General features: G+C 53.1%; 25 protein-coding genes. 19 read left to right on the top strand and 6 right to left on the bottom strand.

Translation table 11 applies throughout. The features are described from left to right. Window positions 1-49: 49 nt before the first annotated feature. The 3 genes from ACFX4U_RS14145 to gltL are packed head-to-tail and all read left to right on the top strand — an operon-like array spanning window position 50 to window position 2,192. Window positions 50-790 carry an amino acid ABC transporter permease gene (locus ACFX4U_RS14145; RefSeq protein ID WP_305736747.1) on the top strand — a complete coding sequence of 247 codons (741 nt, stop codon included), beginning with the start codon at window positions 50-52 and terminating at the stop codon, window positions 788-790. A 2-nt stretch (window positions 791-792) separates the two neighbouring features. Continuing rightward, window positions 793-1,467 carry a glutamate/aspartate ABC transporter permease GltK gene (gltK, locus tag ACFX4U_RS14140; RefSeq protein WP_131406268.1) on the top strand — a complete coding sequence of 225 codons (675 nt, stop codon included), beginning with the start codon at window positions 793-795 and terminating at the stop codon, window positions 1,465-1,467. Then, entirely contained in the window at window positions 1,467-2,192 is a 726-nt protein-coding gene (gene gltL, locus ACFX4U_RS14135; protein ID WP_017455896.1) for a glutamate/aspartate ABC transporter ATP-binding protein GltL, read from the top strand. The genes gltK and gltL overlap by 1 nt, the downstream gene beginning before the upstream one ends. A gap of 39 nt (window positions 2,193-2,231) precedes the next feature. On the opposite strand, the gene ACFX4U_RS14130 is transcribed toward gltL, so the two are convergent. After that, window positions 2,232-2,714, bottom strand: coding sequence for a zinc ribbon-containing protein (locus ACFX4U_RS14130; RefSeq protein WP_313506598.1), 483 nt, complete (start codon window positions 2,712-2,714; stop codon window positions 2,232-2,234). Window positions 2,715-2,949: 235 nt separating this feature from the next. Between ACFX4U_RS14130 and leuS the strand changes: the two genes are divergently transcribed. The 4 genes from leuS to nadD are packed head-to-tail and all read left to right on the top strand — an operon-like array spanning window position 2,950 to window position 7,784. Beyond that, a complete protein-coding gene (gene leuS / locus ACFX4U_RS14125) occupies window positions 2,950-5,532 on the top strand; it encodes a leucine--tRNA ligase (protein WP_349350605.1) in 2,583 nt (860 codons plus the stop codon). A 14-nt stretch (window positions 5,533-5,546) separates the two neighbouring features. Continuing rightward, complete coding sequence (gene lptE / locus ACFX4U_RS14120; protein WP_313506596.1) at window positions 5,547-6,110, top strand: LPS assembly lipoprotein LptE; 564 nt, start codon at window positions 5,547-5,549, stop codon at window positions 6,108-6,110. Next, window positions 6,110-7,141, top strand: a complete 1,032-nt coding sequence (gene holA, locus ACFX4U_RS14115) for a DNA polymerase III subunit delta (protein WP_065369008.1) — start codon at window positions 6,110-6,112, stop codon at window positions 7,139-7,141. Before lptE ends, holA begins: the two co-directional genes overlap by 1 nt. A gap of 1 nt (window position 7,142) precedes the next feature. Beyond that, a complete protein-coding gene (nadD, locus tag ACFX4U_RS14110; protein ID WP_313506608.1) occupies window positions 7,143-7,784 on the top strand; it encodes a nicotinate-nucleotide adenylyltransferase in 642 nt (213 codons plus the stop codon). Here nadD and cobD read toward each other — a convergent pair. Further along, window positions 7,759-8,853 carry a threonine-phosphate decarboxylase CobD gene (gene cobD, locus ACFX4U_RS14105; RefSeq protein ID WP_313506595.1) on the bottom strand — a complete coding sequence of 365 codons (1,095 nt, stop codon included), beginning with the start codon at window positions 8,851-8,853 and terminating at the stop codon, window positions 7,759-7,761. The genes nadD and cobD overlap by 26 nt on opposite strands. A 99-nt stretch (window positions 8,854-8,952) precedes the next feature. On the opposite strand from cobD, the gene ACFX4U_RS14100 reads away from it, so the two are divergent. The 11 genes from ACFX4U_RS14100 (at window position 8,953) to lipA (ending at window position 19,733) form a co-directional block, all read left to right on the top strand. Continuing rightward, a complete protein-coding gene (locus tag ACFX4U_RS14100) occupies window positions 8,953-9,570 on the top strand; it encodes an adenosylcobalamin/alpha-ribazole phosphatase (RefSeq protein WP_313506594.1) in 618 nt (205 codons plus the stop codon). Between the two features lie 242 nt (window positions 9,571-9,812). After that, on the top strand, window positions 9,813-10,130 hold the full coding sequence (rsfS, locus tag ACFX4U_RS14095) for a ribosome silencing factor (RefSeq protein WP_017455887.1): 318 nt from the start codon (window positions 9,813-9,815) through the stop codon (window positions 10,128-10,130). Between the two features lie 3 nt (window positions 10,131-10,133). Then, window positions 10,134-10,601 carry a 23S rRNA (pseudouridine(1915)-N(3))-methyltransferase RlmH gene (gene rlmH, locus ACFX4U_RS14090; protein ID WP_017455886.1) on the top strand — a complete coding sequence of 156 codons (468 nt, stop codon included), beginning with the start codon at window positions 10,134-10,136 and terminating at the stop codon, window positions 10,599-10,601. A 29-nt stretch (window positions 10,602-10,630) separates the two neighbouring features. Further along, the gene (mrdA, locus tag ACFX4U_RS14085; RefSeq protein WP_305736754.1) at window positions 10,631-12,532 is read left to right on the top strand and encodes a peptidoglycan DD-transpeptidase MrdA; all 1,902 of its coding nucleotides are present in this window, start codon (window positions 10,631-10,633) and stop codon (window positions 12,530-12,532) included. Window position 12,533: 1 nt separating this feature from the next. Next, entirely contained in the window at window positions 12,534-13,646 is a 1,113-nt protein-coding gene (gene mrdB / locus ACFX4U_RS14080; protein ID WP_020457005.1) for a peptidoglycan glycosyltransferase MrdB, read from the top strand. A gap of 10 nt (window positions 13,647-13,656) precedes the next feature. Next, window positions 13,657-14,850, top strand: a complete 1,194-nt coding sequence (gene rlpA, locus ACFX4U_RS14075) for an endolytic peptidoglycan transglycosylase RlpA (protein WP_313506592.1) — start codon at window positions 13,657-13,659, stop codon at window positions 14,848-14,850. A gap of 139 nt (window positions 14,851-14,989) precedes the next feature. Further along, complete coding sequence (gene dacA / locus ACFX4U_RS14070) at window positions 14,990-16,201, top strand: D-alanyl-D-alanine carboxypeptidase DacA (protein WP_017455882.1); 1,212 nt, start codon at window positions 14,990-14,992, stop codon at window positions 16,199-16,201. 104 nt (window positions 16,202-16,305) lie between these two features. After that, entirely contained in the window at window positions 16,306-16,569 is a 264-nt protein-coding gene (gene ybeD / locus ACFX4U_RS14065) for a DUF493 family protein YbeD (RefSeq protein ID WP_017455881.1), read from the top strand. 88 nt (window positions 16,570-16,657) lie between these two features. Next, window positions 16,658-17,299: a lipoyl(octanoyl) transferase LipB gene (gene lipB / locus ACFX4U_RS14060; RefSeq protein WP_305736756.1), complete on the top strand. Its 642-nt coding sequence runs from the start codon at window positions 16,658-16,660 to the stop codon at window positions 17,297-17,299. Window positions 17,300-17,603: 304 nt separating this feature from the next. Continuing rightward, the gene (locus tag ACFX4U_RS14055; RefSeq protein ID WP_305736757.1) at window positions 17,604-18,557 is read left to right on the top strand and encodes a YbeF family transcriptional regulator; all 954 of its coding nucleotides are present in this window, start codon (window positions 17,604-17,606) and stop codon (window positions 18,555-18,557) included. 210 nt (window positions 18,558-18,767) lie between these two features. Continuing rightward, entirely contained in the window at window positions 18,768-19,733 is a 966-nt protein-coding gene (gene lipA / locus ACFX4U_RS14050) for a lipoyl synthase (protein WP_200551574.1), read from the top strand. A 69-nt stretch (window positions 19,734-19,802) separates the two neighbouring features. On the opposite strand, the gene tatE is transcribed toward lipA, so the two are convergent. Beyond that, the gene (tatE, locus tag ACFX4U_RS14045) at window positions 19,803-19,997 is read right to left on the bottom strand and encodes a twin-arginine translocase subunit TatE (RefSeq protein WP_017455877.1); all 195 of its coding nucleotides are present in this window, start codon (window positions 19,995-19,997) and stop codon (window positions 19,803-19,805) included. A 127-nt stretch (window positions 19,998-20,124) separates the two neighbouring features. Then, complete coding sequence (locus ACFX4U_RS14040) at window positions 20,125-20,913, bottom strand: deaminated glutathione amidase (RefSeq protein ID WP_313506591.1); 789 nt, start codon at window positions 20,911-20,913, stop codon at window positions 20,125-20,127. 89 nt (window positions 20,914-21,002) lie between these two features. Here ACFX4U_RS14040 and crcB point away from each other — a divergent pair, with 89 nt between their 5' ends. Further along, complete coding sequence (gene crcB / locus ACFX4U_RS14035; protein ID WP_017455875.1) at window positions 21,003-21,386, top strand: fluoride efflux transporter CrcB; 384 nt, start codon at window positions 21,003-21,005, stop codon at window positions 21,384-21,386. Window positions 21,387-21,448: 62 nt separating this feature from the next. Here crcB and cspE read toward each other — a convergent pair whose 3' ends face one another. Both cspE and pagP read right to left on the bottom strand, forming a co-directional pair. Next, entirely contained in the window at window positions 21,449-21,658 is a 210-nt protein-coding gene (gene cspE, locus ACFX4U_RS14030) for a transcription antiterminator/RNA stability regulator CspE (protein ID WP_007373839.1), read from the bottom strand. Window positions 21,659-21,850: 192 nt separating this feature from the next. Beyond that, the gene (gene pagP / locus ACFX4U_RS14025; RefSeq protein WP_349350659.1) at window positions 21,851-22,381 is read right to left on the bottom strand and encodes a lipid IV(A) palmitoyltransferase PagP; all 531 of its coding nucleotides are present in this window, start codon (window positions 22,379-22,381) and stop codon (window positions 21,851-21,853) included. Window positions 22,382-22,473: the final 92 nt, after the last annotated feature.

The raw sequence follows: 22,473 nt of genomic DNA, 5'->3' as shown, positions 1-22,473 counted from the left end.
ACAATCTTCGAGGGTAGCGCTGCTACCCTTTTTTTTCCGGAGTAGATTTATGTCCATAGACTGGAACTGGGGAATATTTCTTGAACAGGCCCCGTTCGGCAACACCACCTATCTTGGCTGGCTATGGAGTGGTTTTCAGGTCACCATTGCGCTTTCCGTGACGGCCTGGATTATCGCTTTCCTGGTCGGTTCCCTGTTTGGCATCCTGCGCACCGTCCCTAACCGTTTCTTGTCCGGCATTGGCACCCTTTATGTCGAACTGTTCCGCAACGTGCCGCTGATCGTGCAGTTTTTTACCTGGTACCTGGTAGTGCCGGAACTGCTGCCAGAAGATATCGGCATGTGGTTCAAATCAGAGCTGGATCCGAATATCCAGTTCTTCCTCTCATCAATGGTCTGCCTGGGGCTGTTTACCGCCGCTCGCGTTTGCGAGCAGGTACGCGCCGCGATTCAGTCGCTACCGCGCGGGCAGAAAAACGCCGGTCTGGCGATGGGGCTGACGCTGCCGCAAACCTACCGTTATGTATTGCTGCCTAACGCCTATCGCGTGATTGTGCCGCCGATGACCTCGGAGATGATGAACCTGGTGAAAAACTCGGCCATCGCCTCCACCATCGGCCTGGTGGACATGGCAGCGCAGGCAGGGAAATTGCTGGATTACTCGGCACATGCCTGGGAATCGTTTACGGCAATCACCGTTGCGTATGTCTTAATTAACGCTTTCATTATGTTGGTGATGAACCTGGTTGAACGCAAAATTCGCCTGCCGGGCAATATGGGGGGCAAATAATCATGTACGAATTTGACTGGAGTTCAATCGTCCCTTCGTTGCCGTACCTGGTAGCGGGTCTGATCGTCACGCTGAAGATCACGGCGATTGCGATTGTTTTCGGTATCGTCTGGGGAACGCTGTTGGCAGTAATGCGCCTGTCCACTTTCGCCCCGCTGCGCTGGTTCGCCAAGAGCTACGTTAACGTGTTCCGCTCCATTCCGCTGGTGATGGTGCTGTTGTGGTTCTATCTGATCGTGCCGGGTTTTCTGCAAAACGTGCTCGGTCTGTCACCCAAAACCGATATCCGCCTGATTTCAGCAATGGTGGCTTTCTCGATGTTTGAAGCGGCCTACTATTCAGAAATCATTCGCGCAGGCATCCAGAGTATCTCCCGCGGGCAGTCCAGTGCCGCACTGGCGCTCGGTATGACGCACTGGCAATCGATGAAACTCATCATTCTGCCGCAGGCATTTCGCGCTATGGTTCCGTTGCTGCTTACGCAGGGCATCGTGCTGTTTCAGGACACCTCGTTGGTCTATGTCCTGAGCCTCGCGGATTTCTTCCGCACCGCATCTACTATTGGCGAGCGCGATGGTACGCAGGTTGAAATGATCCTGTTTGCCGGTGCTGTCTATTTTGTTATCAGTTTGAGTGCTTCGCTGTTGGTCAGCTGGCTGAAGAAAAGGACCGTCTAATGATATCCCTGAAAAATGTTTCTAAATGGTATGGTCACTTTCAGGTGTTGACCGATTGCTCCACCGAAGTGAAAAAAGGCGAAGTGGTGGTGGTTTGCGGGCCGTCCGGCTCCGGTAAATCCACGCTGATAAAAACCGTCAACGGGCTGGAACCGGTGCAAAAAGGCGAGATTGTCGTCAATGGCACCAAAGTGAATGACAAGAAAACCGATCTGGCGAAGCTGCGTTCTCACGTCGGGATGGTGTTTCAGCACTTTGAATTGTTCCCGCACTTGTCGATTATCGAAAACCTGACGCTGGCGCAGGTAAAAGTGCTGAAGCGTGATAAAGCCGCTGCAAGGGAAAAAGGGCTCAAGCTGCTTGAGCGCGTTGGTTTGTCAGCGCATGCGAATAAGTTCCCGGCGCAGCTCTCCGGTGGCCAGCAGCAGCGTGTGGCGATTGCCCGTGCGCTCTGTATGGATCCAGTGGCGATGCTGTTTGATGAACCGACTTCCGCGCTCGATCCCGAGATGATCAACGAAGTGCTGGACGTAATGGTCGAACTGGCGAACGAAGGCATGACCATGATGGTGGTAACCCACGAAATGGGCTTTGCCCGCAAAGTGGCGAACCGGGTGATCTTTATGGATGAAGGGAAAATTGTCGAAGATTCAGAGAAGGACGCCTTCTTCGATAATCCAAAATCCGAACGTGCTAAAGACTTCCTCGCAAAAATCCTGCATTAACAGCCTGCGCCTGCCCGCTTCGGGCAGGCGATTTTGGGATTACGGTTCGAACGGGCGGCGCTGGAATTGGTCATGTCCACATTTCGGGCATAACGGCAACACATCCGGCGTGTAGACCGCCAGATGAAAATGACACTTCTCGCAAACCAGATTCCCAAGCCCTACCACTTCGCCACTGTGATACACGCCGTGGTGGTTGAGATCCTGAAACACTTCACGCCACTCAAGCTGCGTTTTATCGGTGATATCCGCCAGCTCCTGCCAGATACTCTCTTTAATCACCCGCATAAATACGCTGTCGGTGACCTCCTCCTGGCTTTCGCTGTAACTGAGGGCGAACTCCTCCAGATCGCGGCGAATTGCGCGCATCAGTTCGTCAACTTCCGTGCGCGTTAACTCGCCGGTTTGCGCCACGCGCAGGCGCGCTTGTTCAACCAGGGCATCAATATCACGCTCTCCATTGCGTAAACGCTCGGTCAACGCCGCCACCAGTTCACGGTAAAAATGAGCAACCTTGTTCATCGTTTCGCCTCCCGGTTCAGTAACTCTCTCTAATGGTAGACGTTATTTCTTGCTCGCTGTGCCGACTCGCCCGCACTGTCGACAAAAAAGTAGCCGCCAAAGGCGGTGGCAATTTCATTCCCGCCTCGCGGAAAGGCTGTTTTGAGAGTGGCGTTTGGGCTATGCTATGCCTTTCGAAAAATCACGTAACAACGCTACATTTGTAGCTGTAGCAAAAACAGGACTACTGGCTGCCATGCAAGAGCAATACCGCCCGGAAGAGATAGAATCCAAAGTACAGCGCCACTGGGAAGAGAAGCGCACATTTGAAGTCACTGAAGACGAGAGCAAAGAGAAATACTATTGCTTGTCGATGCTCCCCTATCCTTCTGGCCGACTACACATGGGCCACGTCCGTAACTACACCATCGGCGATGTGATCTCCCGTTACCAGCGCATGCTGGGTAAAAACGTACTGCAGCCGATTGGCTGGGATGCGTTTGGTCTGCCCGCTGAAGGCGCAGCGGTAAAAAACAACACCGCACCGGCACCATGGACCTACGACAACATCGCGTACATGAAAAACCAGCTAAAAATGCTGGGCTTCGGCTATGACTGGAGCCGCGAGCTGGCGACCTGCACCCCGGAATATTACCGTTGGGAACAGAAGTTCTTTACCGAGCTGTACAAAAAAGGGCTCGTCTATAAAAAAACCTCTGCGGTGAACTGGTGCCCGAACGACCAGACCGTGCTGGCAAACGAACAAGTTATCGACGGCTGCTGCTGGCGCTGTGATACCAAAGTTGAGCGTAAAGAGATCCCGCAGTGGTTTATTAAAATCACCGCTTACGCCGACGAGCTGCTGAATGACCTGGATAATCTGGATCACTGGCCGGATACCGTGAAAACCATGCAGCGTAACTGGATTGGCCGTTCTGAAGGCGTGGAGATCACCTTCGACGTGCAGAACAGCGACCAGAAACTGACGGTCTACACCACTCGCCCGGACACGTTTATCGGCGCAACTTACCTTGCCGTTGCGGCGGGTCATCCGCTGGCGCAGCAGGCTGCCGCGAGCAAACCTGAGTTAGCGTCCTTTATCGATGAATGCCGTAACACCAAAGTTGCGGAAGCCGATATGGCGACGATGGAGAAAAAAGGCGTTGATACCGGCCTGAAAGCCATTCACCCGCTGACCGGCGAAGCCATCCCGGTGTGGGCTGCAAACTTTGTGCTGATGGAGTACGGTACTGGCGCGGTGATGGCCGTTCCGGGTCACGATCAGCGCGACTACGAATTTGCGACTAAATACAATCTGCCGATCAAGGCGGTCATCCTCAACGCAGACGGCAATGCGCCGGATCTTAGCGAACAAGCGATGACCGAAAAAGGTGTGCTGTTTAACTCCGGCGAATTCGACGGCCTTGACTTTAACGCCGCTTTTAACGCCATTGCCGACAAACTGGCGGCCAAAGGCGTGGGCGAGCGCAAAGTGAATTTCCGTCTGCGCGACTGGGGCGTGTCCCGTCAGCGTTACTGGGGCGCACCAATCCCGATGGTGACGCTGGAAGACGGTACCGTTATTCCAACACCGGAAGATCAACTGCCGGTTATCCTGCCGGAAGATGTAGTCATGGACGGCATCACCAGCCCAATTAAAGCCGATCCTGAGTGGGCCAAAACTACCGTTAACGGCCAACCGGCACTGCGCGAAACTGATACCTTTGACACCTTTATGGAGTCGTCCTGGTACTATGCGCGCTATACCTGCCCGCAGCACAACGAAGGCATGCTGGACCCGAAAGCGGCAAATTACTGGCTGCCGGTAGATATTTATATTGGCGGTATCGAACACGCCATCATGCACCTGCTCTACTTCCGCTTCTTCCACAAACTGATGCGCGACGCGGGCATGGTGAACTCCGATGAGCCTGCGAAACAGCTGCTGTGCCAGGGCATGGTACTGGCCGATGCGTTCTATTACGTGGGTGAAAACGGTGAGCGTAACTGGGTTTCGCCGAAAGATGCCATTGTTGAACGTGACGAAAAAGGGCGCATTGTCAAAGCGACCGATCCGGCGGGCCACGAGCTGGTTTATACCGGCATGAGCAAAATGTCCAAGTCGAAAAACAACGGTATCGACCCGCAGGAAATGGTTGAGCGTTACGGCGCGGATACCGTGCGTCTGTTCATGATGTTTGCATCCCCAGCCGATATGACGCTGGAGTGGCAGGAATCCGGTGTGGAAGGCGCGAACCGCTTCCTGAAACGCGTCTGGAAACTGGTTTACGAACACACCGCTCAGGGTGCTGTTGCCGCGCTGGATCTGGCTGCGTTGAGTGAAGATCAGCAAGCCCTGCGCCGTGACGTGCATAAAACCATCGCGAAAGTTTCCGATGACATCGGTCGCCGTCAGACCTTTAACACCGCTATCGCGGCGATTATGGAGCTGATGAACAAACTGGCGAAAGCGCCGCAGGAGAGCGAACAAGATCGCGCCTTAATGCAGGAAGCTCTGCTGGCGGTGGTACGTATGCTTAACCCGTTCACCCCACACGCAAGCTTCACGCTGTGGCAGGCGTTGGGCGGCGAAGGCGATATCGACAACGCACCGTGGCCGGAGGCTGATGAGAACGCGATGGTGGAAAACACCACGCTGGTCGTCGTCCAGGTTAACGGTAAAGTGCGTGGTAAAATTACTGTTGCCGTTGACGCGACGGAAGAACAGGTGCGTGAACGTGCAGGCCAGGAACATCTGGTGGCAAAATATCTTGATGGCGTGACCGTGCGTAAAGTGATTTACGTACCGGGTAAACTGCTTAATCTGGTCGTTGGCTAAGCGCGGGAGGAAGCGTGCGATATCTGGCTACATTGTTCGTATCACTGGCGGTGCTCATCACCGCCGGATGTGGCTGGCATCTGCGTAATACCACGCAGGTGCCAACTGAAATGAAAACGATGTTCTTTGACTCCGGGGATCCGAATGGCCCGCTGAGCCGCGCGATCCGCAGCCAGTTGCGCCTGAATGGCGTCGAATTGTTGGAGAAAACGTCCACTCGTCAGGATGTGCCTTCTTTGCGTCTGGGCGCCGTAACATTCTCTCGTGACACGGCTTCTGTTTTCCAGGATGGCCGAACTGCGGAATATCAACTGGTGCTGACCGTAAACGCCAGCGTGCTGATCCCGGGTCATGATATTTACCCGATCAATACCAAAGTTTATCGTTCCTTCTTCGATAACCCGCAAACGGCACTGGCAAAAGCGGCAGAGCAGGAGATGATCGTTCAGGAGATGTATGACAAAGCAGCCGAACAGCTAATTCGTAAGCTGCCTAGCGTACATACGGCAGACGCGAAAAGCACACAGGACGCCGCCACCTCGACGACTGGCTCCTCTTCCACACAACCGGGTAGCTAATGCTCAGGTTGTATCCTGAACAACTCCGCGCGCAGCTTAATGAAGGGCTGCGCGCGGCGTATTTACTCCTCGGTAATGATCCGCTGCTGTTACAAGAGAGCCAGGACGCTGTGCGTCAGGTCGCCTCTGAACAGGGGTTCATCGAACACCATACCTTCACACTGGATGCCAGCACGGATTGGGATGCGATTTTCTCCATCTGCCAGGCATTGAGTCTGTTCGCCAGCCGCCAGACGTTACTGTTACAGCTGCCCGAAAATGGCCCAAACGCTGCTATCAATGAACAACTGGCAAAGCTGGTTAGCCTGCTGCATGACGACCTCATTTTGACGGTGCGCGGGAACAAGCTGACCAAAGCGCAGGAAAATGCGGCATGGATAACGCAGTTAAATAATCGTGCCGTGCAGGTAAGCTGCCAGACACCGGAACAGGCGAACCTGCCGCGCTGGGTTGCCGCCAGGGCAAAGCAAAACAAGCTGGAACTGGATGACGCCGCCAATCAGTTACTTTGTTATTGTTACGAAGGAAACTTACTGGCACTGGCGCAAGCGCTGGAACGCCTGGCGCTGCTGTGGCCGGATGGCAAACTCACCCTACCCCGCGTGGAACATGCGGTGAACGATGCTGCGCACTTCACCCCTTTCCACTGGGTTGATGCGCTACTTGCCGGGAAAAGCAAACGCGCATTGCACATTCTCACCCAGTTGCGACTGGAAGCGTGTGAACCCGTGATCCTGCTGCGTACCGTGCAACGCGAATTGCTGTTGCTGGTGACGTTGAAACGCCAGTCAGCACATACGCCATTGCGTGCGCTGTTTGATAAGCATCGGGTGTGGCAAAACCGCCGGGGCGTGACGGGCGATGCGCTTAATCGCCTGAGCCTCGACCAGTTACGCCAGGCGGTTCATTTGCTGAGCCGCATTGAGCTGATTGTGAAGCAGGATTTTGGTCAATCGGTCTGGGCCGAGCTTGAAGGGCTTTCTCTGCTACTCTGTCATAAGGCACTGGCAGACGTTTTTATTGATGGTTGATATGAATCAGTTGCAGGCACTGTTTGGCGGTACATTCGATCCGGTCCATTATGGGCACCTGAAACCTGTGGAAGCGCTGGCGAACCAGATTGGCCTTTCCAGGGTGATAATCATGCCCAATAACGTGCCGCCGCACCGTGCACAACCCGAAGCCAGCAGCCAGCAACGCAAAAAAATGGTCGAACTGGCGATTGCCGATAAGCCCTTATTCACCCTTGATGAACGCGAACTGCGCCGCGACACTCCTTCATATACGGCGCAAACTTTGCAGGAGTGGCGGGAAGAGCAAGGTGCGCAGCGCCCACTGGCGTTTATCATCGGTCAGGATTCACTGCTGACTTTCCCCACCTGGCACCACTACGAGTCCATTCTGGATAACTGCCATCTGATTGTCTGCCGCCGCCCTGGTTACCCGCTGACAATGGAGCAGGAAACGCATCAGCAGTGGCTGGAAGCCCACCTCACCACCAATCCTGAAGATCTGCATGTTTTACCTGCCGGACGGATTTACCTTGCCGAAACCCCGTGGTTCAACATTTCGGCGACGCTTATCCGTGAACGGCTGGAGCACGGCGAAAAGTGTGATGATTTGCTCCCCGAATCCGTCATGGCATATATCAACGAGCAGGGTTTGTACCGCTGAGCACCGCCGTCATGGCAGCGATAAGCCGATCATTCTCCCCTTCACTTCGCACCGCCACACGGTGATAGCGCGCATCCAGCCCTGGGTAATTGGCACAGCTACGAATCAAAATGTGGCGGGAAAGCAATGCCTGTTGTAACTCTATCTCCGGCACGTCACAGCGCATAAAAAGATAATTTGCACAACCTGGCCAGACCGTTAACCCCGGCAGCGCGTTCAGCGCGGCGAATAAACGCGGACGTTCTTTATTAAGCCAGTTCCAGCTTGCCTGCTGATAGTCGCAGTCCTGTAAAATCACCTCACCAGCGAGCGCAGCGAAGGCATTGATGGACCACGGCATCTGCGCATCGCGCATAGACCTGACTTGCTGTTCCTTGCTGCCCAGCACATACCCTAATCGCAAGCCAGGAATGGCGTAAAACTTGGTGAGTGAACGCAGCACCCAAACGTGCGGATTCTGTGCCAGATAAGGAATAAAACCTTCGCGTTCGGGAATAAAATCCATAAAGGCTTCGTCGAGGACAAGCGTAATTCCCAGCGCTTTGCAACGTGCGGCAATCGCGTGCAGCAAAGCGTCGTCCGGCAGCAAGCCGGTGGGGTTATTCGGTGTACAGAGAAATAAACAGTCAAGATCGGCGGTAAGGGCGCCCAGCAGCGCATCGCTAAGCTGCCAACCATCAATCTCACGCAATTGATAGTCGCTAATCGTACATCCCACCAACGCCAGCGCCCGGCGGTATTCCGCAAACCCTGGCGTTATCAGCATCGCTTTACGTGGCTTAAGCATGTTGACCAGCGCAAAGATCGCTTCCGTTTCACCGTTCCCGGCAAGTATCCATGAAGCCGGAACCTGGTGATGAGCCGCCAGAGCCTGATGCAAACGCTGATACTCGACATCCGGATAGCGCTCGGCGAGAGACAAATTATTTTGCAACGCATGTTTAAGCGATGCCGGCATGCCAGCCGGATTAATGTTGGCGCTGAAATCAAGCAACTGCTCCGCCGATATCCCCAACAGTTCTGCCGCCTCACGCGTGTTGCCACCGTGCGCACTGTGAAACAAAGCCATCTTCCGCTCCGGTTAAAAGCCGTTATCTTAAACGAAAAAGAGGCCGTGATTCAGGACGCAATGGTAAACTTTGCGCACAAATCCAGACGGGAGATCACAATGCGACTCTGGCTGATACGCCACGGAGAAACCGAAGCGAATGTGGCCGGGCTTTATAGCGGCCATTCACCGACTCCGCTGACACCCAAAGGGCTGGCGCAGGCGGAAGCCCTGCGCGATTTACTCGCGAATGCGCCCTTCGATTATGTGCTTTGCAGTGAACTGGAGCGCGCGCAGCAGACGGTTGCGCACGTGCTGGAATCACGCGCGCTTGCCGTTCATACCACCCCCTTGCTCAACGAGATGTTTTTCGGTGACTGGGAAATGCGCCATCATCGCGATTTAACGCGAGAAGATGCGGAAAGCTATGCCGCCTGGTGTACCGACTGGCAGCACGCCGTTCCTACCAATGGTGAAGGATTTCAGGCATTTTCTGCACGAATTGAGCAAGTTATTGCGCTGGTTGCCGATATAAAAAGTCAGCACAAGAACGTGTTGATCGCCAGTCATCAGGGGGTATTGAGTTTGTTGATAGCCCGCTTGCTCAGCATGCCTGCCGCATCGCTGTGGCATTTTCGTGTTGATCAAGGATGCTGGAGCGCTATTGATATCCATGATGATTTCGCCACGCTACGGGTATTAAATAGTCGCGCAGCATGGCACGTGGACGTTGCATAGCGTGTTTTTCACGCATCCTATTCACGCCGCTGATTCGGCCATTGACACGCCCTCACAGGCTGTTATCCTCCGCGCGCAGAGATTGTTTTACAAAAATGGCAATGCAATCGCGCGCCCGTGATGGGATGATAGCCAACTTTTAAACTTGCCGGGTCTCTCTTACCCCGACAATCGATGCAGTTCAGGTATAATGTCATGCCGTTCATTAACAGTACATTTTTCACTCACCCCAGGGGGAACACTTGCAGGGTAAAGCACTCCAGGATTTTGTTATCGACAAAATTGATGACCTGAAAGGTCAAGATATCGTAGCCATTGACGTTCAGGGTAAATCCAGTATCACCGACTGCATGATTATCTGCACCGGCACCTCTACGCGTCACGTTATCTCTATTGCGGATCATGTGGTACAGGAATCGCGTGCAGCCGGCATGATGCCGCTGGGTGTCGAAGGTGAAAGCGCCGCGGACTGGGTCGTTGTCGATTTGGGCGATGTGATTGTCCACGTCATGCAGGAAGAGAGCCGTCGCCTGTATGAGCTGGAAAAACTCTGGGGTTAATGCGTGAAACTGCAACTGGTCGCCGTCGGCACGAAAATGCCGGACTGGGTACAGACAGGTTTTAGTGAATACCTGCGCCGCTTTCCAAAAGATATGCCGTTCGAACTAATCGAAATTCCGGCGGGAAAGCGCGGCAAGAACGCAGATATCAAACGCATTCTCGATAAAGAGGGTGAACTGATGCTGGCCGCGGCCGGCAAAAATCGTATCGTTACCCTCGATATTCCGGGCAAACCCTGGGATACGCCGCAGTTGGCAAACGAACTGGAGCGCTGGAAGCAAGACGGGCGCGATGTCAGCTTGCTGATTGGCGGGCCGGAAGGGCTATCACCAGCCTGCAAAGCGGCGGCAGAACAAAGTTGGTCACTCTCTGCGCTAACGTTACCTCACCCGCTGGTGCGCGTGCTGGTTGCCGAAAGCCTGTATCGCGCATGGAGTATTACCACCAACCATCCTTATCACCGTGAGTAACGACGAGTCTTGGGTAGATTAAGCAGCGGATGAAATTACAGAATTCTTTTCGCGACTATACGGCTGAGTCCGCGCTGTTTGTGCGCCGGGCGCTGGTCGCTTTTACGGGGATTTTGCTGCTTACCGGCGTGCTGGTAGCCAACCTTTATAACCTGCAAATCGTCCGTTTTGCGGACTACCAGACCCGCTCCAACGAAAACCGCATTAAGCTGGTGCCTATCGCGCCAAGCCGCGGCATTATCTACGATCGCAACGGCACGCCGCTGGCGCTGAACCGCACCATCTACCAGGTCGAGATGATGCCGGAGAAAGTTGATGATGTGCAGCAAACGCTGGATGCCCTGCGCGATGTGGTCGATCTGAACGACGACGATATCGCCAACTTCAAAAAAGAGCGATCTCGCTCGCACCGCTTCACCTCAATACCAGTAAAAACGAATCTGACGGAAGTTCAGGTGGCGCGCTTTGCGGTGAACCAGTACCGTTTCCCCGGCGTTGAGGTCAAGGGCTATAAGCGCCGGTTTTATCCGTATGGTTCCGCGTTGACGCACGTCATTGGTTACGTGTCGAAAATTAACGATAAAGATGTCGAACGGTTGGATAAAGAGGGCAAGCTGGCAAACTACGCCGCCACCCACGATATCGGTAAACTGGGCATTGAGCGCTATTACGAAGATGTGCTGCACGGTCAGACCGGTTATGAAGAGGTAGAAGTCAACAACCGCGGCCGCGTGATCCGTCAGCTCAAAGAAGTACCGCCGCAGGCCGGTCACGATATCTACCTGACGCTGGATTTAAAACTCCAGCAATATATTGAAACGCTGCTCGCTGGCAGCCGTGCCGCCGTGGTAGTCACCGATCCACGCAATGGCAGCATTCTCGCGCTGGTGTCGATGCCAAGCTACGATCCGAACCTGTTTGTCGATGGCATTTCCAGCAAAGATTACGCTTCACTGTTAAACGATCCGAATACGCCGCTGATCAACCGCGCAACGCAAGGGGTTTACCCGCCGGCCTCCACGGTGAAACCGTATGTGGCCGTTTCCGCACTCAGCGCCGGGGTGATCACGCGCAACACCAGCCTGTTTGATCCCGGCTGGTGGCAATTACCCGGCTCGGAAAAACGTTACCGCGACTGGAAAAAATGGGGTCACGGCCACCTGAACGTCACCAAGTCGCTGGAAGAGTCCGCCGATACCTTCTTCTATCAGGTCGCCTATGATATGGGCATTGACCGCCTGGCAGAGTGGATGGGCAAATTTGGCTACGGTCACTATACCGGCGTTGACCTCTCGGAAGAGCGCGCCGGGAACATGCCAACCCGCGAATGGAAACTGAAGCGCTTTAAAAAGCCGTGGTACCAGGGCGATACCATTCCGGTAGGGATCGGCCAGGGTTACTGGACAGCAACACCATTACAGATGAACAAAGCGATGATGACGCTGATTAATGACGGCGTTGTTAAAGTGCCGCATCTGCTGATGAGCACGGTAGAAGATGGCAAGCAAGTGCCGTGGCAACAGCCTGCACAGCCGCCGGTGGGTGATATTCACTCTGGTTACTGGGAGATTGCCAAAGACGGGATGTATGGTGTAGCCAACCGCCCGAATGGTACGGGTCATAAATACTTCGCCAACGCGCCGTACAAAGTCGCGGCGAAATCCGGTACCGCCCAGGTCTTTGGTTTGAAAGCCAATGAAACCTATAACGCCCATCGTATTGCGGAACGTCTGCGCGATCATAAATTGATGACGGCGTTCGCCCCTTACGATAACCCGCAGGTCGCCGTCGCTGTCATTCTGGAAAACGGCGGCGCTGGTCCGGCGGTGGGTACGATCATGCGCCAGATCCTCGATCACATTATGCTTGGCGATAACAACACCGAGCTGCCAACGGAAAACCCGTCCACGGCAGCAGTGGAGGACCAATAACATGACGGATAATCCGAACAAGAAATCGTTCTGGGATAAAATCCACATCGATCCGGTACTGCTGCTAATTATCCTCGCGCTGCTGTTTTACAGCGCGATTGTTATCTGGAGCGCCAGCGGCCAGGATATCGGTATGACCGAGCGCAAAATCGGTCAGATCGCCATGGGGTTGATTATCATGGTTATCCTGGCGCAGGTGCCGCCACGCGTCTATGAAGGTTGGGCGCCCTATCTCTACATTTTCTGCGTCGTTTTGCTTGTCGCAGTGGATGCCTTCGGCGCTATTTCAAAAGGCGCGCAGCGCTGGCTCGATTTGGGCGTAGTGCGTTTCCAGCCTTCGGAAATCGCCAAAATTGCCGTACCGTTAATGGTGGCGCGCTTTATTAACCGCGATGTCTGCCCGCCTTCGCTGAAGAATACCGCTATCGCGCTGGCGCTGATTTTCGTGCCGACGCTGCTGGTGGCGGCGCAACCGGATTTGGGAACCTCCATCCTCGTGGTGCTCTCCGGGCTGTTTGTGCTGTTTCTTTCCGGGTTAAGCTGGCGGCTGATTGGCATTGCCGCCGTGCTGGTGGCGGCGTTTATCCCGGTGCTGTGGTTCTTCCTGATGCATGATTATCAGCGCCAGCGCGTGATGATGCTGCTCGATCCGGAAACCGATCCGCTCGGCGCGGGCTATCATATTATTCAGTCAAAAATCGCCATCGGCTCCGGCGGTCTGAGTGGTAAAGGCTGGCTGCACGGAACCCAGTCGCAACTGGAGTTTCTGCCCGAACGCCATACCGACTTTATCTTTGCAGTGCTGGCGGAAGAGCTGGGCCTCATCGGTATTCTGATTTTGCTGGCGCTGTACGTGTTGCTGATTATGCGTGGGCTGTGGATTGCCGCCCGGGCGCAAACCACATTCGGGCGCGTCATGGCCGGTGGTTTAATGTTGATTTTGTTCGTTTATGTGTTCGTAAATATTGGTATGGTGAGCGGTATCCTGCCGGTGGTAGGCGTACCGCTGCCACTGATCAGTTACGGGGGTTCTGCCCTGATCGTACTCATGGCCGGGTTTGGTATCGTTATGTCGATCCATACCCACAGGAAAATGTTGTCAAAGAGCGTATAAGAGGTGGGCAATGCGTAAGCAATGGCTTGGGATCTGCATAGCAGCAGGATTACTGGCGGCATGTTCGAACGATGATGGTCAGCAGCAGACGACCGTAGCGCCGCAACCTGCGGTGTGTAACGGCCCTGTCGTTGAAATTAGCGGTGCGGAGCCTCATTACGAAGCGCCTGTCGCCACGGCGAATCAGGATTATGAACGCGACGGTAAGCGCTACAAAATCGTGCAGAATCCGGCGAATTTTAGCCAGGCGGGATTGGCTGCTATTTATGATGCCGAACCCGGCAGCAATTTGACTGCTTCCGGCGAAGCGTTCGATCCAATGCAGCTTACCGCAGCACACCCGACGCTGCCCATTCCGAGCTATGCGCGTATCACCAACCTGGCGAATGGTCGCATGATTGTGGTCCGCATTAACGATCGCGGGCCCTACGGCAACGATCGCGTGATTTCCCTGTCACGTGCGGCGGCAGATCGACTGAACACCTCCAATAACACCAAAGTGCGTATTGACCCGATTATCGTTGCGCAGGATGGCTCTCTTTCCGGCCCGGGTATGGCGTGTACGAAAGTTGCACAGCAAACCTACGCGTTGCCTGCGCGTCCCGATCTTGGCGGCGGTCTCGGCAGCGTCTCTTCGGCCCCACAGCCGTTAGAGCCGCAGGGCAATGTGCACGCTATCAGTAACGACACGCTGAAAAGCGACGATACAACCGCGGCGCCAGTGCGTAGCGGCGGCTTCCTGGGCGCACCAACCCCACTTGCCTCTGGCGTGCTGGAAGGAAGCACCGATACTGCGACCGCGACAGCAGCGCAACCTGCTACAGCATCTGTAACGCCAACGGCTACGCCGGCCGCACAGACTGCTCCGGCTGCGCAAACTTACACACCAACGCGCACTTCGCCCGTTACCGCACCAGGCTCAGTACAGGGCAACGTACATACGGCCGCACCAGCCAGCAGCGCTGCGGCAGTAAGCAGCAGCGGTTATATGGTGCAGGTGGGTGCCGTCAGCGATCAGACGCGTGCGCAGCAATACCAGCAGCGCCTGGCGCAGCAGTTTGCGGTTCCTGGCCGCGTCACGCAAAACGGGGCTGTCTGGCGCGTACAGTTAGGGCCGTTCAGCAACAAAGCGGACGCCAGCGCCTTGCAGCAGCGCCTGCAAAACGAGGCGCAGTTGCAGTCATTCGTCACGAACGCCCAGTAACCTTGCTAAGGCGTCTGACTTTGTCAACTTATGTCAGCAACATTAACAAAGTCATGCTGAAAGTCAGATGCCTGCAGGTATAGCTTTTGCTATAGTAAGGCACTTTTTTTAACTCCATCACGGATGTCGTTGTTCGACCATGAAGACCACTTTTTCCGCTCGTTTTATGCAGCGCCTGGCGCTCACCACGGCGCTGGCTGCAGCTTCTCTTTCCGCTGCGCATGCCGATGACCTGAATATTAAGACCATGATCCCGGGCGTTCCGCAGATTGACGCGGAATCCTATATCCTGATCGACTATAACTCCGGCAAAGTGCTGGCTGAGCAAAACGCTGATGCGCGCCGCGATCCGGCAAGCCTGACCAAGATGATGACCAGCTATGTTATTGGCCAGGCCATGAAAGCGGGCAAATTCAAAGACAGCGATCTGGTCACGATTGGTAACGACGCCTGGGCCACCGGCAACCCGGTGTTCCGTGGTTCTTCGCTGATGTTCCTGAAACCAGGTATGCAAGTGCCGGTATCCCAACTGATCCGTGGAATCAACCTGCAATCCGGTAACGATGCTTGCGTGGCAATGGCCGATTATGTGGCGGGCAGCCAGGATGCGTTTGTCGGCCTGATGAACAACTATGTTAAAGCGCTGGGCCTGCAAAACAGCCACTTCCAGACCGTACACGGCCTGGATGCGGACGGTCAGTACAGCTCCGCGCGTGACATGGCGCTGATTGGTCAGGCGCTGATCCGCGATGTGCCGAACGAATACTCCATTTATAAAGAGAAAGAGTTTACCTTTAACGGCATTCGCCAGACCAACCGTAATGGCCTGCTGTGGGATAACAGCCTGAATGTCGACGGGATTAAAACCGGCCACACCGATAAAGCGGGTTATAACCTGGTGGCATCAGCAACCGAAGGCCAGATGCGCCTGATCTCTGCTGTGATGGGTGGTCGCACGTTTAAAGGCCGTGAAACCGAAAGCAAGAAACTGCTGACCTGGGGCTTCCGTTTCTTTGAAACCGTAAGTCCGATCAAAGCCGGTAAAGAGTTCGCTTCAGAGCCGGCATGGTTTGGCGACAGCGATCGCGCTTCGCTGGGCGTTGATAAAGACGTGTACCTGACCATTCCGCGTGGTCGCATGAAAGATCTGAAAGCCAGCTATGTGCTGAACACCAGCGAACTGCACGCACCGCTGCAGAAAAATCAGGTGGTTGGCTCTATCAACTTCCAACTGGATGGTAAAACCATCGAGCAACGCCCGCTGGTGGTGCTCCAGGAGATCCCGGAAGGCAATTTCTTCGGCAAAATCATTGATTACATTAAATTGATGTTCCATCACTGGTTTGGCTAAAAATTGAACACTTGAAAGTGTGATTTCCGTCCCCATATACTTAGCATCTCAGAAAAACTCCTGCCCTTGCGGCAGGAGTTCTTATTTTTTACGCCGGAGCTGACATGAAAACCAATCTTAAAGAACTGCTTGAATTCCCGACTCCCTTTACTTACAAAGTGATGGGTCTGGCGAAACCAGAGCTGGTTGATCTGGTGGTTGAAGTGGTACAGCGCCATGCGCCAGGTGATTACTCTCCGCAGGTAAAACCGAGCAGCAAAGGCAATTACCACTCGGTATCCATCACCATTAACGCTACGCATATTGAGCAAGTAGAGACGCTGTACGAAGAACTCGGCAATATCGAAATTGTTCGTATGGTGCTGTAATTGTTCATCACGTTACCCGGAGCCATTCGGGTAACGTCTTCGCTGTGATATACTCCCCCCACTCTTTTTCTCTCCCGGGGATGCCGTTTTGTCTCAGGACACCATTCTTATCCGCAATCTTGGCTTGCAGCCTTATGATCCTATTTCTCGGGCGATGCATGAATTCACCGATGCTCGCGACGAGACGACGCCGGATGAAATCTGGCTGGTAGAACACCACCCCGTCTTTACGCAAGGCCAGGCCGGCAAAGCCGAACACGTGCTGGCACCAGGCGATATTCCCGTGATCCAGAGCGATCGCGGCGGGCAGGTAACCTACCATGGGCCAGGCCAGCAGGTCATGTATGTATTAATTAATCTGAAGCGGCGAAAAGTGGGCGTTCGCGAACTTGTCACATTGCTAGAAAATACGGTTATCAATACGCTGGCAACACTCGGGATTGACGCACAGGCGCGTGCTGACGCACCCGGCGTATATGTGCAAGGCAAGAAAATCTGTTCTCTGGGGCTGCGGATCCGTAAAGGGTGCTCATTTCATGGGCTGGCGCTGAATATCGATATGGATTTGGCGCCGTTTATGCGTATCAATCCTTGCGGGTACGCGGGTATGGAAATGACCCAGGTCAGCCAACTGGTGGAAAATAGCGATATGGATAAATTAAGGACGATTCTCATCCAACAATTTTTAGCGCTACTAAACAATCCACCGCATCAATATATGAACGCTTAATATATCATGTATAGAAGCCCGCATTTTGTGCGGGTAGTTATTTATTTGGCCTGTTAGCGCTTTACAATAGAAGCCATATTCTCTATTTTCAACCTGCCTGCTTTGTCGGGATAATTAGCATTAAAGCACGTTGCCAGGCTTTGTATACGCGCTCCAGTCCAATCTTTTTTGCATGTATTGTCTGGCCTTGCGATGAAAAACTACGTCATGATGACGAGAGACAGGATGTTTACTCAAGTTAATAATCAACAAAAAAAATAAATTCAACTATCATTCAGTTTTTGAATGAATACGGAGCACAAGCGTGGATAATAATAACCTGCAGGAAAAGCGAATAACCGTGCGCCCCGACGATGATAAGCCGCAAGTCTTCAGAACGCTGCGCAATATTGATCTCAATTTATTGACCATTTTTGAGGCAGTATATGTTCACAAAGGGATAGTCAACGCGGCGAAAGTGCTCAATTTAACGCCTTCCGCAATTAGCCAGTCTATTCAAAAATTACGCGCAATATTTCCCGATCCGCTTTTCATTCGTAAAGGCCAGGGCGTGACGCCTACGGCTTATGCTTCCCATCTGCACGAATATATCAGCCAGGGGCTGGAGTCTATTCTTGGCGCATTAGATCTGACCGGCAGTTATGACAAACAACGTACGATTACCATCGGCACGCCACCATCGATTGGTGCATTAGTTATACCTGTTATCTTCCAGGCAATAAAAGAGAGTTCGCCGCATCTGATGATGCGTAATATTCCCGTTAACGATGCGGAAAGTCAGCTCAGCCAGTTTCAAACCGATTTAATTATTGATACGCACATTGCAGGCTCTCGTACCATTAATCATCACGTTCTTTATAGCGACCGCGTCATGCTGGTATGCCGTAAAGGGCACCCTTGTTTAAATGGGCCAATCAATGAAGAAGTTTTGCAACAGTACGAACACACGCTGCTGATGTTGGAAGGGCAAAATCTCAGCGGGCTTCGCCAACGCGTACAGGATCTTTTCCCGGAGCGTCAGGTAAGCTTCAGCAGTTACAATATGTTTACGATTGCGGCACTGATCGGCAACAGCGATATGCTCGGGTTAATGCCGGCGCGGCTGTTTGAGTTATTCAATGGCTGTTGGCCGCTGGTTGAAATTGATTACCCACCAATCAGTAACGAGCAGCTTGAAATCTCACTCTTTTACAATAAGTTGAGCCTGCGCGACCCGGTACTGGAAAGCGTCATTAATGTTATCCGACGGGCTTTTTAACGCCCGTCCGTGCCTGGCGAAAGCGCTAACCCTTATTGGGCATTCGGCACAAAACAACAACTATTTTACAAATTGCCCCGTTGTCAGGCTGCTTTCTATCCCCCATCAATGGTATACTGCACGCAACTTAATTCAAAAATAGTTGATAAATACAACATTCATTTGAATTGAAATGCTTACTTCGTTATCCGCAACTGGAACACGCACGCTATGAGTAAACCCATTGTGATGGAACGCGGTGTTAAGTACCGCGATGCCGATAAAATGGCGCTTATCCCGGTTAAAAATGTGGCGACAGAGCGCGAAGCCCTGTTAAGAAAACCGGAATGGATGAAAATCAAACTCCCGGCCGACTCTTCCCGTATCCAGGGTATTAAAGCAGCCATGCGTAAAAACGGGCTGCACTCTGTGTGCGAAGAGGCTTCCTGCCCGAACCTTGCTGAGTGTTTCAACCACGGTACGGCAACCTTTATGATCCTTGGCGCTATCTGCACGCGCCGCTGTCCGTTCTGCGATGTGGCACATGGCCGCCCTGTGGCACCGGATGCCAACGAACCGCAAAAACTGGCGCAAACCATTGCTGATATGGCGCTGCGTTATGTAGTAATCACCTCTGTTGACCGTGACGATTTGCGTGACGGTGGTGCTCAGCATTTTGCTGATTGCATTACTGCAATCCGCGAAAAAAGCCCATCGATCAAAATCGAAACGCTGGTGCCAGATTTCCGTGGTCGTATGGATCGTGCGCTGGATATCCTCACTGCCACGCCACCGGATGTGTTTAACCACAACCTGGAGAACGTGCCGCGTGTTTACCGCCAGGTTCGCCCGGGCGCAGATTACAACTGGTCGCTGAAACTTCTGGAGCGTTTTAAAGAAGCTCATCCGGAAATCCCAACGAAATCCGGCTTGATGGTTGGCTTAGGCGAAACCAACGCAGAGATCATCGAGGTCATGCGCGATCTGCGCCGTCACGGCGTGACGATGCTGACGCTGGGTCAATATCTACAGCCAAGCCGCCACCACCTGCCTGTGCAGCGCTATGTCAGCCCGGATGAGTTTGACGAAATGAAAGAGGAAGCGCTGGCGATGGGCTTTACCCATGCAGCCTGTGGTCCGTTCGTTCGTTCCTCTTACCATGCAGATCTGCAGGCAAAAGGCATTGAAGTGAAGTAGTACTTGCTTACACTGCAAACAAAAAAACCGGCTTCTGCGCCGGTTTTTTTTCGCCTGTCAAAGCCGCTGTTACTCTTTGTGAGAGAGTTTTTCTGCTGTGACTTCGTCAGCTTTTTTCGCTGCATCATCATCATTCATGGCTTTTTTAAAGCCTTTGATGGCTGCGCCCAGGTCACCGCCGAGCGTACGCAATTTTTTGGTTCCAAACAGCAGAACAACCAGTGCGGCCACAACCAGCAGTTTGGTAATACTAATCTCACCCATAGATACCTTCTTTCTTAAAACAGGCTGCATAAAACGCCATTATAACCGGACTTCATTAACGGTCATTCGACGCGCGCACACAATAGCAATGTGTAACGAGATGAATCAAGCATTGTTTAAAAAAACATCACAATAAATGCGGTACAGCGAAACGGCGATTGCGTAACACCGGCAGTTTCTCGCGTGTCTGCGCCACGCGTTCAGGCGTGACCTCTGCGAAAATCAGCTGTGGCGCTTCTGCTGCTGCCGCAACCGTCACGCCCTGCGGATCAACAACCCGGCTCTGCCCGATATTCTTATTGCCGCATTCGCCGGCCGCGACAATATAACATGTTGTGTCCAGCGCCCTTGCCGATAGCAGCGTCGACCAATGCTGCTCCTTGAGCGGACCGCGTACCCAGGCAGCAGGCAACACCAGCAGTTCAGCACCCTGCAGCGCCAGCGACAACGCCAGTTCCGGGAAGCGCAAATCGTAGCACGTCATCAACCCGACCTTCATGCCCTCCACATCAATCAACGGAGGAATATCGTACCCGGCGTCCACTCGCAGCGACTCCTGCATATTGAATGCGTCATACAAATGCAGCTTGGCATACTGCGCGATCACCTCTCCACCGCGCAATACCACCAGCGTATTAATTGCCCTGCCTTCGGTTGACGGAACATGCACCGTCAACACCGTCGTCAACGCGTTACGCTGGCTCTCCGTACGCAACAGGCTCAGAAAGCCGCCATCCAGCGTCTGCGCCGATTTGACCGAAAGGTGGGGGTCGGCATCATCTCTTGCCAGTAATGCCTCTGGCAGCACCAGCAGCGACGCCTGACGCGCTGCCGCTTGTGCCATCAACGCAACACACGTCTGCGCATTGGTCCGCCAGTCTGGCGTGACCGCAAATTGCCCGGCTGCAACAATCATCTTTAGTCCTCTCGCTTCGTCACGATAGCCAGAAAATAGCCATGACGCTAAACTCAACACTCTAACAAATCAAATAGCAGGATCTCACGGTGTTACAACTTCTTTTAGCGGTATTTATTGGCGGTGGAACCGGCAGCGTTGCGCGCTGGATGTTAAGCATGAAACTTAATCCGGCACATCAGGCGATCCCTGTTGGTACGCTCACCGCCAACCTACTTGGCGCGTTTATTATCGGTATGGGTTTGGCGTGGTTCAATCGTATGACGCACATCGATCCCGTCTGGAAAGTGTTGTTAACCACCGGCTTTTGTGGTGGGCTGACGACCTTTTCTACCTTTTCCGCTGAAGTGGTGTTTTTGCTACAGGAGGGACGAATTAACTGGGCGCTGCTGAATGTGGCGGTAAACCTGCTGGGTTCGTTTGCCATGACGGCGCTGGCGTTTTGGTTGTTTTCCTCGGTTAACGCAAATTGAAAGCATAAAAAAACCCGCCTTACGGCGGGTTTTGGAATTCTTACTGTACGTACGTAGCTGAATTAAACAGGCATTACGTTCGCAGCAGATGGGCCTTTGGCACCGTTAGTGATTTCAAACTCAACGCGCTGGCCTTCAGCCAGGGTTTTGAAACCATTGCTCTGGATTGCAGAGAAGTGTACGAACACGTCTTTGCTGCCATCTTCCGGAGTAATGAAACCGAATCCTTTGGATTCATTAAACCACTTAACGTTACCTTTAATCTTAGACATCAAAATTACCTTTACATGAAAAATCGACACAAATGCTGTGTCGGGTATCAGTACAACAATTGTGACGACTTTTGTCCAGTCGTTATTCGTGAAAAAGTGATAAATGTCGCTAACTTTTTTGCAAAAGTGAGTTTATTCCGCGTTTTAGGCAATGATTAAAATTTGCACACCGCGTTAACACAGCATTTGCAGTTAAAACTGAAAGCGCATCCAGGCAAAGTAAACGTTACCGTTGTTATAGGTGCCCGGAATGTAGGTCATCTGGAAGGTCGCCGGGCCATAGCCGATAGATGCCAGCGGTAACAACACCGGAATGGGAATGTACTTCCAGTTATCACGCGCGGTAAACCCGGCCGTATACCCCAATCCCAGACGGAAATTATCATCTGCCAGCGGGCGCCATGTTTTTTCCCACCCGTAGCCGCCAATCGGTTCCCATTTGTTATAGGAATCTTTAAACGCCATCAGGTAAAGGCCATGCCAGTTCCCTTTTTCGTCCCAGCGGGACTGACCAAAACCCGCGCCCCACGGACGTTCGTTATAGCGGTCCGTTTTTTCCTTGTCATAGGCGAAACGCGCATGCCAGGTGATAGCAGGAACATAGAGATCATAATGCTCTGGCTGCTGCCAGGTTTGCTTCACATTGTCAGTAAAACTCGAGAACCAGGAGTTCTCTGCAGCAACTGCTGTGGTAACCACCGAAAACGGACAAAACAAAGACAAAAAAATAGCTAAAAACTTCTTATTTACAGACACCGTATTTATTCCATATTACGCAACGACGTTTATTCTTGGGCATGTTATCTGAATAGTTC

This window comes from Kosakonia sp. YIM B13588, from assembly GCF_042788165.1.
In the GTDB taxonomy this organism is placed as follows: Bacteria; Pseudomonadota; Gammaproteobacteria; order Enterobacterales; family Enterobacteriaceae; genus Kosakonia; species Kosakonia sacchari.
The sequence above is the reverse complement of the archived record's forward strand: the minus strand, read 5'-3'. Positions and strand labels throughout refer to the sequence as shown.